The 12,396-nt window shown below is 62.6% G+C and carries 8 protein-coding genes; 5 read left to right on the forward strand and 3 right to left on the reverse strand.

Features of this window, described 5'->3' with window-relative positions; genetic code table 11:
- Positions 1 to 45 precede the first annotated feature (45 nt).
- Together IWW33_RS15825 and IWW33_RS15830 are read right to left on the reverse strand one after the other, a co-directional pair.
- Complete coding sequence (locus tag IWW33_RS15825) at positions 46 to 2,601, reverse strand: sulfite reductase flavoprotein subunit alpha (RefSeq protein ID WP_174141565.1); 2,556 nt, start codon at positions 2,599 to 2,601, stop codon at positions 46 to 48.
- Between the two features lie 102 nt (positions 2,602 to 2,703).
- Positions 2,704 to 4,986 (reverse strand): TonB-dependent siderophore receptor, encoded by a 2,283-nt coding sequence (locus tag IWW33_RS15830; protein ID WP_174141564.1) that lies wholly within the window; start codon positions 4,984 to 4,986, stop codon positions 2,704 to 2,706.
- Positions 4,987 to 5,207: 221 nt separating this feature from the next.
- On the opposite strand from IWW33_RS15830, the gene IWW33_RS15835 reads away from it, so the two are divergent.
- Both IWW33_RS15835 and IWW33_RS15840 read left to right on the forward strand, forming a co-directional pair.
- Entirely contained in the window at positions 5,208 to 5,888 is a 681-nt protein-coding gene (locus IWW33_RS15835) for a Fe2+-dependent dioxygenase (RefSeq protein WP_039602751.1), read from the forward strand.
- Positions 5,889 to 5,891: 3 nt separating this feature from the next.
- Positions 5,892 to 6,641, forward strand: a complete 750-nt coding sequence (locus IWW33_RS15840; RefSeq protein ID WP_174141563.1) for a tetratricopeptide repeat protein — start codon at positions 5,892 to 5,894, stop codon at positions 6,639 to 6,641.
- Positions 6,642 to 6,687: 46 nt separating this feature from the next.
- Here IWW33_RS15840 and IWW33_RS15845 read toward each other — a convergent pair whose 3' ends face one another.
- Positions 6,688 to 7,851, reverse strand: coding sequence for a type III PLP-dependent enzyme (locus IWW33_RS15845; protein ID WP_046784472.1), 1,164 nt, complete (start codon positions 7,849 to 7,851; stop codon positions 6,688 to 6,690).
- A 508-nt stretch (positions 7,852 to 8,359) separates the two neighbouring features.
- On the opposite strand from IWW33_RS15845, the gene IWW33_RS15850 reads away from it, so the two are divergent.
- The 3 genes from IWW33_RS15850 to IWW33_RS15860 all read left to right on the forward strand — a co-directional run bounded on the left by IWW33_RS15850 (position 8,360) and on the right by IWW33_RS15860 (position 12,366).
- Positions 8,360 to 8,848 (forward strand): sigma-70 family RNA polymerase sigma factor, encoded by a 489-nt coding sequence (locus IWW33_RS15850; protein ID WP_174141562.1) that lies wholly within the window; start codon positions 8,360 to 8,362, stop codon positions 8,846 to 8,848.
- Positions 8,849 to 8,865: 17 nt separating this feature from the next.
- Positions 8,866 to 9,828, forward strand: coding sequence for a FecR family protein (locus tag IWW33_RS15855; protein WP_174141561.1), 963 nt, complete (start codon positions 8,866 to 8,868; stop codon positions 9,826 to 9,828).
- 108 nt (positions 9,829 to 9,936) lie between these two features.
- Positions 9,937 to 12,366 (forward strand): TonB-dependent receptor, encoded by a 2,430-nt coding sequence (locus IWW33_RS15860; RefSeq protein ID WP_174141560.1) that lies wholly within the window; start codon positions 9,937 to 9,939, stop codon positions 12,364 to 12,366.
- Positions 12,367 to 12,396 lie beyond the last annotated feature (30 nt).

Here is a 12,396-nt window from a genome sequence, read left to right on the forward strand (position 1 = left end):
CAAGGCCGCTCCTACAGCGGCCAGTTGTGTCAGTTCAATCCCTGATCAGTAAACATCCCGCCGATAACGCCCATCTTCGATCAACTGCTCGACCATTTCTTCACCGAGCATGCCTTTGAGCGCCGCATCAACACCGGCCGCCATCCCGTGCAGGCTGCCGCAGACATACACATAAGCGCCATCGGCAACCCAGCGCTTGAACTCTTCAGCCTGCTGCAGCAATACATCCTGCACATACACCTTCTCGGCCTGATCGCGCGAGAACGCCAGGTCCAGGCGTGCCAGGTCGCCGCTCTCCAGCCAGGTTTGCAGCTCATCGCCACACAGCAGGTCATGCGCGCGGTTACGCTCGCCGAACAGCAGCCAGTTGCGCTGCTCGCCGGCATTGATCCGCGCCCGCAGCAGGCAGCGCAGGCCCGCAAGGCCAGTGCCGTTGCCGATCAGGATCATCGGCGCGGCGCTTTCGGGCAGATGGAAGCCACTGTTGCGCCGCAGGCGCAGGCCAAGGGTGCCATCGACTGGCAGGTACTCGGTCAGCCAGCCAGAGCCCAGGCCAAGGTTGCCGTCGGGGTGACGCTCTTGGCGCACGATCAGCTCCAGCACACCATCGCTGGCGATCGAGGCGATGGAGTATTCGCGGCTGCCGATCGGTGCCAGCGCATCGATCAGCGCTTGTGGCTGCAAGCCGATCAGGTGGTCCCGACGGGTTGGTAGCTGGCGGCCTGCCAGGGCTTGGCCGAGGGTCTCGCTCAGGCCGTGAAGCTGCACAGTGGCGTTGGCGTCGAGGGCCATGCCGCTGAGGAATGCATCCACGCGTGGCTGGCCATTGAGCGGCAGAACTTCTACCAGGTCACCGGCCTCCCAGCTGGCGGGCTCTTCAGGGCGCAGGCCGATCAGGTAGACCGGTTGGCCTTGACTGCCCGGATTGAGCAGATCGCGGCTGACCAGGCTCCAGTTGCCGAAACTTGGCGGTTGCCAGGCAGCGACGGGTTGGGCGCCAGTCAGCTGCGCCAGTTCCTGCTGCCATTGCTGCAGGGCCGCCGGGTCGGCGTTGTCCACTTCCACCGGGCTGAACGCCGTGCTGGCACCGCGCTCGCCGAGCCATGCCTGCAGGCGCCGGGCAAAGCCGCAGAAGTGCGGGTACTGGCGATCACCGAGCGCCAGCACGGCATAGCTGAGCCCGTTCAGGGCCCAAGGCTGGCCCAGCACCTTGCGCTCGAAAGCGCGGGCGCTGTCAGGCGCTTCGCCGTCACCGAACGTGCTGACCACGAACAGCGCGCGGCGCGTCTGGCGTAGGTCCTCTTCGCCAAGGTCGGCAAGTGCACGTACTTGCACCGGCAAGCCTGCGGCCTGCAATTGTCCGGCGCTCTGCCAGGCCAGTTGCTCGGCGAAACCGCTCTGGCTGGCGAAGCCGATCAGCCAGCTGTCGCCGCTGGCGCTGGCGTTGGCGACGTGGCCGCGGGCGGCACGCACCTGGCGCTTCTTGCGGCGGCGGTCGAGGTACAAAAGCCAGCCGGTGACGAAGAACAGCGGCATGGTCAGGCTGGCGAGGGTGACGATGATCCGCCCCGGCAGGCCGAAGTATTCACCCACGTGCAAGGCATAAACACTTTGCAGCAGCTGGGCCTTGAAGGACTTGTCGGTATAGCGGTCGTGGTTTTTCACCTGGCCGGTGGCCGGGTCCAGGGTCAGGGTATTGAAGGCGCGTGGGTGCGCGGCGCTGTCGAGCAGGTAGAACAGGCTGGCGGGCTGGCCGCCAGCAGGTGGCAGGCGCAGGTTGTACATGGCAAGCCCTGGCCCGGCAGCGTCCTTGAGGTTGGCCCAGATGGCGTCGTAGTCGACCACCAGCGGCGGTGCGTTCTTGTCCACCTTCTGCGGCCCATGGCGGCCACGGCCTTCGCCGCGCTTGTGCTGCTGTCCTGCGCCAGGCGCGTCGGCAAGTAACCTGTTCAGGCCTTCGCGGTACCACTCGTAGGACCAGAACAGGCCGGTCAGTGCGAACAGAAGGTAGAACAGCAGGCACCAGGTGCCGGCTACGGCATGCAGGTCCCAGTTGAAGGCGCGGCCTTTTTTGGCCCAGTCGAAGGTCAGCCAGGTGCGCCAGTTCAGGGCTTTGCGCGGCCAGCGCAGGTACAGGCCGGAGAGGCAGAAGAACACCAGCATCAGGGTGCAGGCGCCCGTGATCTGCCGGCCGGTGTCACCCATGGCCAGGAACCGGTGCAGGGTGAGCATCAGTTTGAAGAAGTCTTGCCCGGCGGCCTGGCCCTTGAGCTCGCCGGTATAGGGGTCGGCATAGCGCAACTCACCGCGGCGCTCGCCCGGCGGCGGTGTGAAGAAGACCCGTGCGGCGTTGCCTTCGCGTACATCGACCCACAGCATCGACACTTTGTCGCCTTGGGCGGCCTCGACCCTGCGCACCAGTTCAGCCGGAGGCAGCACGCCCTCGGCGCGCACCTCGACCTTCAACACATCAGCGTTGAAGGCGCGCAGCAATTCTTCCTGGAACGAATAGAGCGCACCGGTAATACCCATCAAGGCCAGCACCAGGCCAGCGGTGATGCCAAAGAACCAGTGCAATTGGAACAGCGTCTTCTTCACCACATCGTTCACCTTGTGTTGCTGCCGCGCCCTGCGCGGGGTGCATTATGCCTTGATACGCAAAAGCCCCGCTCATTGGAATGAACGGGGCTCCGGGTTGCTGCTTTAGAAGTGGACGCTGGTGGTCAGCAATGCAGTCCTGCCCGCCGCCTGGTTGGCGAAGTGGGTGGAGAACGCTTTGTCGTAGTACACCTCGTTGGTCAGGTTCTGCACGTTAAGTTGCAGGTCGACGTTCTTGGTCAGCTTGTAGGCGGCCATGGCGTCGTAACGTACATAGCTGTCGACCATGGTGGTGTTGGCTACGTTGCCGTAGACGTCATCCACATAGAAGGCGCCGCCGCCGACCGTCAGCTTCGGGGTGATCGAGTATGTGGTCCACAGGCTGGCGCTGTTGTTAGGCGTGTTTGGCAATTGGTTGCCATCGTTGGCCTTGCCCAGCGGGCCGCCGTCGATCTGGCGGGCCTGCAGGTAGGTGTAGCCGGCGAACACTTGCCACTTGTCGGTGAGCTTGCCGCTGGCCGAGAGCTCGATGCCCTGCACGCGGGTTTCGCCGACGTTTTCGTAGGTGGTGGTGTTCACCTGTACACGGGCGTTTTCCTTCTCGGTACGGAACAGCGCAGCGGCCAGCGACAGGCGCTCGTCGAGCAGGTCCCACTTGGTGCCGATTTCGTAGTTGGTGGTTTCTTCCGGCTCCATGTCGCTGGCCAGGAGGTTGCCACCACGGTCGGTGGTGCCCGATAGCGGGTTGCCTTCGGTACCTTCGCCGAGCATCGCCCCGGGCGGGGTGGCTGAAGTGGCATAGGACACGTAGATGCTACCGTTCTCGGCCGGTTTCCAGACCAGGCCCAACTGGCCGGTGAAGAACTCGCTGGTGTCGCGGCCTTTGGTCGGGACGCCGTTCTTGTTCACCACTGTCGCGCCGGAGGCATCGTAAGTGCGGAACTTGGTATCGAAGTGGTCGTAACGCAGGCCCATGTTCAACAGCCACTCAGGCGTCAGCTCCAGGGTGTCGAAGGCGTAGATTGCGCGGGTCTTGCTGCTGGTCTTGGTGCCGGCGTAGTTGCGCGAGATCGTGCCATCCCAGGCATCGTCGGGGTTCGGGTCGCTCAGCGAAGTACAGCTGCCACCATTGCCCGGGCCGGTGCAGGTGAGCTTGCTGTTTGGCGACACCGTGTAGCTTTGGCGGTCCGAGTCTTCCTTGCTGAACTCGACCCCGGTGGAGAAGCTGTTCTTGAAACCGCCCACGAAGAACTCACCGAACAGGTCGGTCTGGTTGGTGGTGGTGGCAGTGTTGCCCACACGGGTATTGGCACGACGCCATACGCCGTTGTTGTTGACGTTGCCCAAACTGTCGTCTGGCTGGGTCAGGATGTAATCCTGCATGCTGTTGCCATGACGCAGGGTGTTCTTGATGGTCAACGAGTCGCTCAGGTCGTGTTCCACGGCGATAGTAGCGATGTCCACACGGGTCTTGCGGAAGTCGCGACCGGTCAGGCCGTAGAAATTGTCGCTGTCACCGCCGTCGATCGGCTTGCTTGGGTGCGCCGAGGTGCGGGCGCTGCTGCCACCGGTAGGGATGCTGTACGGGATGCCCGAATCCGGCAGGTCGTCGCTTTCCAGGTGGTAGTAGTCGAGGTTGACGCGGGTTGGCGTGCCCAGGCCGAAGGCCAGGGATGGGGCGATACCCCAGCGGTCATAGTTGACCTTGTCCCGGCCGGCAACGTTGCTCTCATGGGTCATCAGGTTGAGACGGCCGGCAGCGGTGTCGCTGAACTGGTAGTTGCCGTCAAAGGTGTAGCGCTGGGTCTGGTCGCTGCCCCAGGTCCAGGCACCGTCCAGCGAGTTGCCCAGGTGTGCACGCTTGCTCACCAGGTTGATGGTGCCGCCTGCCGCGCCGCGGCCACCGATGGCCGAGTTGGGGCCTTTGGCCACTTCCACCGATTCGATGGCGAAGATTTCACGGGTCTGCGCACCGGTATCGCGTACACCATCCAGGTAGGTGTCACCCTGGGCGTCAAAACCACGAATGAACGGACGGTCGCCTTGCGGGTTGCCGCCTTCGCCTGCACCAAAGGTGATGCCTGGCACAGTGCGCAGGGCATCCTGCAGGCTCAGGGCGTTGGTGTCCTTGATGACTTGCTGGGGGATTACGGTAACCGAGCGTGGGGTGTCCACCAACGGCGCGGTGTACTTCTGCGAGGAGGCCTTTTCGACCTTGTAATCGGTGCTGGCCTGTTCCGCCTTGCCATTGACGCTGGTGGCATCGAGGGTGATGGCGCTGTTGGTAGCCGGATCGGCGGCGTAGGCGGACGAAGCGCTCAGGGCGACGCCGATGGCGGACACGATCAGACGTGGAGAACTCACTGCAGATGGCACGTATTGACGCATTGTTATGGACCTTCCCCAAGGTGTGAAGGCCGCGGATCATAATGCAAGTGATTGCAGCTCACAATTGAGATTCGTTACCATTCACTTCGAACTTACAATCTTTACAAATTCTCTTTACGGTTTAATCAAGCTGAAACGTCTCGGGTGAAGAAAGGGCTTGTACGGTGTAAAAGGGAATCAATATCATTGCCACCTTTACACTCCTTAACGGTGCCGCCGCCATGCTGCTTCATATCCCCGGCCTGTTCGACGCCAATGAGCTTGCCCGCATTCGCGAGGCCCTGGAGCAGGCCGATTGGGCCGATGGCAAGGTCACGGCCGGCTATCAGTCGGCCAAGGCCAAGCACAACTTGCAGCTGCCAGAAGGCCACGCGCTGGCGAAGGAAATCGGCAGCGCGCTGATCGACCGCCTGTGGAAAACCCCACGGTTCATGTCGGCGGCCCTGCCGCACAAGGTCTTCCCGCCACTGATCAACTGCTACCGCGAGGGTGGCAACTTCGGCTTCCACATCGACAATGCCTTGCGCCAGCCAAAAGGCAGCCCGGAGCGGGTGCGCACCGACCTGTCCTCGACGCTTTTCCTGAGCGACCCGGACAGCTATGACGGCGGCGAACTGGTGATCCAGGACACTTATGGCGAGCAGCAGGTCAAGCTGGCTGCCGGTGACCTGGTGCTGTACCCGGGCACCAGCCTGCACAAGGTCAACCCGGTGACGCGCGGCGTGCGTTATGCGGCGTTCTTCTGGACCCAGAGCCTGGTACGGGAGGACAGCCAGCGGGCGTTGCTGTTCGAGATGGACAATGCCATCCAGCAACTCACCGCCGATGTGCCCGAGCACCCCTCGTTGCTGCAATTGACCGGCACCTACCATAACCTGCTGCGCCGCTGGGCAGAGGTCTGAGCCGTGTCCTATCAGTTGCGCCGTGAAGAAGTGCTGGATGTCGCTGGCCTCAAGGCCATGCTCGAAGACAGTCCGGGCAAGGCCGCCCAGGCGATTCTCGCGGCGGCAGGGCAGGGCGTGATCGAAGCTCAGGTGCTGCTCGGGCAGATCCTGCTCGACGGCCGCGGCATCGAAGCGGATGCCGAAGTGGCCCGGCGCTGGTTCGGCATTGCTGCCCAGGGTGGCAGCGCCATGGCGCACAACATGCTCGGGCGTTGCCTGGAGCATGGTTGGGGCGGCGAGGTGAATGTGGCGCAGGCTGCGGTTCACTATGCCCGCGCAGCCGATGCCGGGTTGGATTGGGGCCTGTATAACCTGGGCAACCTGCTGGCTACCGGGCGTGGGGTACCGGCCAATCAGGCGCAGGCATTGATGTGCTACGAGAAGGCTGCGCGGCTGGGGCATGCCAAGTCGATGAACCTGTATGGGCGTTACCTGGAGCAGGGTATCGCTACGGCGCCCAGCCCGGCGCGGGCAGTGCGCTGGTACAGGCGTGCCGCCGAAGCGGGGGATTTTCGTGGGATGTTCAGCCTGGCGCTGGTGCTGGTAGAGCGTGGGCAGATGGCCGAGGCAGGGCAGTGGCTGGAGCACGCGCGGGTTGAGGGGAACATGAATTTTCTGCGCAGTGCTTTGGCGACCTTGCAGGGGGCGGGGCCAGGGTTGATGGCCTTTGCGGCGCGGTATGCCGCAGAGATAGAACAGCGCGAAGCGTGATGGGGTCAACCTGAATGAAAACGGGGCCTTTCGGCCCCGTTCTGCATTACAGGTAGTAGGCCTTCAGCGGCGGGAAACCGTTGAATTCCACCGCGCTGTAGCTGGTGGTGTAGGCACCGGTCGACAGCCAGTAGAGGCGGTCACCGATCGCCAGGTTCAGCGGCAGGCCGTACTTGTAGTGCTCGTACATGATGTCGGCGCTGTCGCAGGTCGGGCCGGCGATGACCACTTCTTCCATCTCGCCTTTCTTTTCGGTCCAGATCGGGAACTTGATGGACTCGTCCATGGTTTCGATCAGGCCGGAGAATTTGCCCACGTCGGTGTACACCCAGCGCTCGACGGCGGTGCGCGACTTGCGCGCAACCAGCACTACTTCGCTGACCAGGATACCGGCGTTGGCGATCAGCGAACGGCCTGGCTCGAGGATGATTTCCGGCAGGTCGTCACCGAAGTCTTCCTTGAGGAAGCGGATGATCTCTTCAGCGTAGGTTTCCAGGCTGTTGGTGCGGGTGATGTAGTTGGCCGGGAAGCCGCCACCCATGTTGATCAGCTTCAGCTCGATGCCGTCTTCTTCCTTCAGGCGCTCGAAGATCACCTTGACCTTGGCGATGGCGGCGTCCCACACGCTGATGTCGCGCTGTTGCGAACCCACGTGGAAGGAAATGCCGTATGGCACCAGGCCCAGATCGCGGGCCAGGATCAGCAGGTCCATGGCCATGTCGGTCTGGCAGCCGAACTTGCGCGACAGTGGCCAGTCGGCGGTGGTGGAGCCTTCGGTGAGGATGCGTACGTAGACCTTGGAGCCCGGCGCGGCCTTGGCGATGTTGCGCAGGTCGGCTTCCGAGTCGGTGGCGTACAGGCGCACACCTTTTTCAAAGAAGTAACGGATGTCCTTGGACTTCTTGATGGTGTTGCCGTAGCTGATACGGTCGGCGCTGACGCCACGGTCCATCACCTTGTCCAGTTCGTAGATCGAGGCGATGTCGAAGCTCGAACCTTTCTCTTTGAGCAGGTCGATGATCTCGACCGCCGGGTTGGCCTTGACCGCGTAGTAGACCTTGGCGAACTCGAAACCGGCGCGCAGGTCGTCGTAGGCCTGGCTGATCATCTGGGTATCGATGAGTACGAACGGGGTTTCCTGCTTGTCGGCGAACGCCTTCATTTTCTGGAAGGTGTCACGCGCGAAATAGTCTTCGACCTGGATCGACATGCTCAGGGACTCCATGGGCAAACTGAAAAGATAAGTGGCTGCAAACTGAACGTCCTCCGTATCCCCACTTTGGTTCGCCTACTCAGTACTTGAGCCGGATGGATCGTTTCCAGCATGGACGTTCGGCGCGCACTTTAGGGCGTGAAGAACGCAAGATCAACAGGTAATCCGGGCGTGTCGACCCAAGATCGACGCGTTGCCACTTGAATAACCGACTCGTGTGACCGGTAGATGTTCCCCGCGCGTTGGCAGGCGTAAAAAATTGTGGAATAGACCGTTTCGGGCCCGTTACGGGCAAGCCCGCCCCCACAGGGATAGTGCGGTTTCTATAGCGGCGCCCTTACCCGCGAGAAAGGCGAAGGTGTTCATATTTATGGCCACGTTCATGGGCAGTGCAGTGCGTGAAATCACTCATAAATTTTTTGTTACCGACTGGCGGATTTGCTGTGCTTTATGAGAAATATTACTATTCGCGCCATTATCTGCCCCCTTGCTGACGACCCCGACCGTGTCCGGACACAAAGGCTTCCTCGACCATTACCAAGAGCTGATCGGCACCTGGACGCGCAAGCTGCGCAGTCGGCAGCAGGCCGAGGACCTCACCCATGACGCCTTCATGCGGGTTCTGGAAAACCCGCGCGAGCAGGTCGAGCAGCCACGCGCCTACCTTCACCAGACCGCCCGCAACATTGCGGTGGACGGTTTTCGCCGCGAAGACCGGCGCCAGGCGCTCGAGCTTGAAGCCTTCGATGAAGGGGCCGGCGGCACGGGCGACCCCGAGGCGTATGTCCATGCCCTGGAACTGGCCGCCAGCGTCGAGCGGGCGCTGGCCGAGCTGCCGCTCAATTGCCGACGGGTGTTCATCTGGCAGAAGCTCGAGGGGCTGACCCAGGCCGAGATCGCCGAGCGCATGGGTTTGACCAAGAACATGGTCGAAAAGTATATGATCCGCACGCTCCGGCATTTGCGTGAGCACCTGGATGTGTCGGCAAGATGAGTCAGGAGACCTTGTCCATGAAACAGCACGGTACCGAGACCGTCCGCCAGCAGGCGGCCGAGTGGTTCGCACGCGTGCAGGATGCACCGGGCGATGCCGTGCTGCTGGCACAGCTGCATGCCTGGCTGGAGGCTGATCCGCACCACAGCGAGGAGTATGAGCATCTCGTCAGCCTGTGGCGGGCCGCCGACTTCATACCGCGCCAGCGCCTCGATGCGCTGTGCCAACCTGAGCCAGTGCAGCAGTTGCCTCGGCGGCGTTTCCTGCGCCAGGCACTGGCAGCCGGCGTGGCGGTAGTTGCCCTGGGGCTGGGCTTCAGTGGCTGGCAGTACCAGCGCCTGAATCACCAGGCGCAATTGCAGACCGCCTTTGCCGAGCGCCGTCAGGTATTACTGCCGGACGGATCACAGCTGGAACTCAACGGCGCTACGCAATTGCAGGTCGACTACAGCCCGGGGCGACGGCAAATTCGGCTTGATGCCGGCGAAGCGATGTTCATTGTCGCCCACGACAGCAACCGGCCGTTCGTGGTCGATACCGCACAGGGCCGTGTGACCGTCACCGGTACCCGCTTCGATGTGCGGTTGGACCCTGGCGCCACCCGTGTTGCAGTGGAGCAGGGCTCGGTACGCGTGCAGGGCAAGGATGCTTCGCTGGCGCAACTGACGGCGGGCCTGGGCATACATATAGATGCACAAGGCAAGCTTGCTTCGCCCTATGCGGTCGACGCCGCGGCGCTGACGGCGTGGCGCCAGGGCAAACTGGTCTTCGACAACGCCACCTTGGCTGAAGTGGTGGCCGAAGCCTCGCGCTATCGCACCGAGCCATTGCGCGTTGCCCCCGGCAAGGTGGCGCAGATGCGCCTGTCCAGCACCTTCAGCATCGATGATACCGATGCACTGCTGCGCGCCTTGCCGAGCATCCTGCCGGTGGCGATCAAAACCCGTGAAGACGGCTCTCGCGAAATAATCGCGAAATAGATTCAGGTTTTTTTCGGCTCGTTCGTCTTCCTCGCCAGCTGCAACTGCCAAGCATTTCCATTTGCATGCAGTTGGCGTTTATCCCGAACTTCAGGATGTCTTGACGACGTGAACAACAACAAACCTTTGCCACGCTTGCGCGTTATGGCGCTGGCCCTGGCGGTCAGTGCCGTGGCCGTCAACAGCCATGCCGAACAGGCCGACACCGCCATCCAGATCCAGGCTCAACCTTTGGCTTCGGCGCTCAGCCAATTGGGCCAGCAAACCCACCTGCAGCTGTTCTACAACCCTGAGCTTGTGGCCGGCAAGCAGGCCCCGGCGGTGTCCGGCAAGCTGGCGCCGGTGCAGGCCCTGCAACAGTTGCTGCAGGGCAGCGGGCTGACCTTCGAAATGTCCCAGGATACCGTGGTGGTAAAGCCGCTGCCGACCACCCTCGACCTGGGCAGCGGTAGCCTGGAACTGGCGCCCACCGATATCAACGTGGTGGGTGACTGGCTGGGTGATGCCGATCAGGCCGTTGTGCAGAACCACCCCGGTGCGCGCACCGTGGTGCGCCGTGAGGCCATGGTGGAAAAGGGCACGATGAACGTGCGCGACGCACTGCGTGGCATCCCGGGCGTGCAAGTGCAGGACTCCAACGGCACAGGTGGCAGCGACCTGTCGCTCAACGTAGGTGTACGCGGCCTGACGTCGCGCCTGTCGCCTCGCTCTACGGTGCTGATCGATGGCATCCCGGCCGCTTTCGCTCCTTACGGTCAGCCGCAGCTGTCCATGGCGCCGATCTCCTCGGGCAACCTCGACAGCATCGATGTGGTGCGTGGTGCCGGTTCGGTGCGCTATGGCCCGCAGAACGTCGGTGGGGTGATCAACTTCGTCACCCGGGCGATCCCGCAGCAGGCTTCGGCGGAGCTTTCCACCACCCTGGAGACCTCGCAGCACGGCGGTTGGAAGCACACCGAGTCGGCCTTCGTCGGCGGCACTGCCGACAACGGCATGGGTGTGGCGCTGCTGTACACCGGGGTGAACGGCAACGGCTACCGGCAGAGCAACAATGGCAACGACATCGACGACGTCATCCTCAAGACCCACTGGGCACCGACCGACGTTGACGAGTTCTGGCTCAACTTCCATTACTACGATGGCCGTGCCGATATGCCCGGTGGTTTGACCCAGGCCCAGTACGACAGCAATCCGTACCAGTCACTGCGTGATTACGATTACTTCGCCGGGCGCCGCAAGGACGTGTCGTTCAAATGGCAGCGCCAACTCGACGAGGCCACCCAGTTCGAAGTGCTGACGTATTACACCGACAGCTTCCGCGGCAGCACCATCGCCTCGCGTGACATGAAGACCCTGTCGTCCTACCCGCGCAATTACCACACCTTCGCCATCGAGCCGCGCGTTTCGCGGATCTTCTTCGCCGGCCCCACCACCCAGGAAGTCAGTGTCGGTTACCGCTACCTCAAAGAAGCCATGCGCGAACAGTCGACCCGCCTGGCGCTGATCGACAACGTTCCGACGCCTACCCCGACGTCCGACGGCCATGTATTCCAGGACCGCAGCGGCGGCACCGAGGCCAGCGCCTACTACATCGATGACAAGATCGACGTCGGCAACTGGACCATCACCCCGGGTGTGCGCTTCGAGCACATCAACACTGACTGGCGCGACCGCCCGGTGCTGGGCGCCAACAACCGCCCGGTGGCCGAGAAGAAACGCAGCATCACCAGCAATGAACCGCTGCCTGCGCTGAGCGTCATGTATCACATCTCCGATGCCTGGAAGGTGTTTGCCAACTACGAAACGTCGTTCGGCAGCCTGCAGTACTTCCAGCTGGGCCAAGGCGGTACCGGCAACAGCACGGCTAACGGCCTGGAGCCGGAAAAGGCCAAGACCTACGAGGTGGGTACGCGCTATGACAACGGCGCTTTCGCCGGGGAGCTGACGGCCTTCTACATCGACTTCGACGACGAGCTGCAATACATCAGCAATGATGTAGGCTGGACCAACCTGGGCGCCACCAAGCACCAGGGTATCGAGGCGTCTGTACGCTACGACCTGGCCGCGTTGGACCCGCGCCTGGAAGGGCTGTCGGTGAATGGTGGCTACACCTACACCCGCGCGACTTATGAAGGGGAGATTCCTGGCTTCAAGGGGCGCGACCTACCGTTCTACTCACGCCAGGTGGCTACCGCCGGCCTGCGCTACGCGGTCAACCACTGGACCTGGAACCTGGACGCCTACGCCCAATCCAGGCAGCGCGCGCCGGGTACGGGGATCAATGCCGACGGGAGCTTCAATGGCGACTACATCACCGAGCCGAGCGCTGATGGGCAGTATGGCGACATTCCGGGTTATGTGACCTGGCATGCGCGTGGTGGCTATGAGTTCGGACCGAAGATGGCCAATTTGAAGCTGGCGGCGGGGGTGAAGAACCTCTTCGACAAGCAGTACTTCACCCGCTCCAGCGACAACAATGCCGGCATTTATGTGGGCGAGCCGCGGACCTTCTATGTGCAGGCCAGCGTGGGGTTCTGATAGCAGCAGTGCCTCAATCGCCGGCAAGCC

This window comes from Pseudomonas sp. M2 (genome assembly GCF_015751845.1).
GTDB lineage: Bacteria > Pseudomonadota > Gammaproteobacteria > Pseudomonadales > Pseudomonadaceae > Aquipseudomonas > Aquipseudomonas putida_E.

What these genes read in the sequence shown, in the direction of transcription:
- IWW33_RS15830 (WP_174141564.1), bottom strand. Translation starts at nt 4,986, where the DNA reads ATGCGTCAATACGTGCCATCTGCAGTGAGTTCTCCACGTCTGATCGTG.
- IWW33_RS15835 (WP_039602751.1), top strand. Translation starts at nt 5,208, where the DNA reads ATGCTGCTTCATATCCCCGGCCTGTTCGACGCCAATGAGCTTGCCCGC.
- IWW33_RS15845 (WP_046784472.1), bottom strand. Translation starts at nt 7,851, where the DNA reads ATGTCGATCCAGGTCGAAGACTATTTCGCGCGTGACACCTTCCAGAAA.
- IWW33_RS15855 (WP_174141561.1), top strand. Translation starts at nt 8,866, where the DNA reads ATGAAACAGCACGGTACCGAGACCGTCCGCCAGCAGGCGGCCGAGTGG.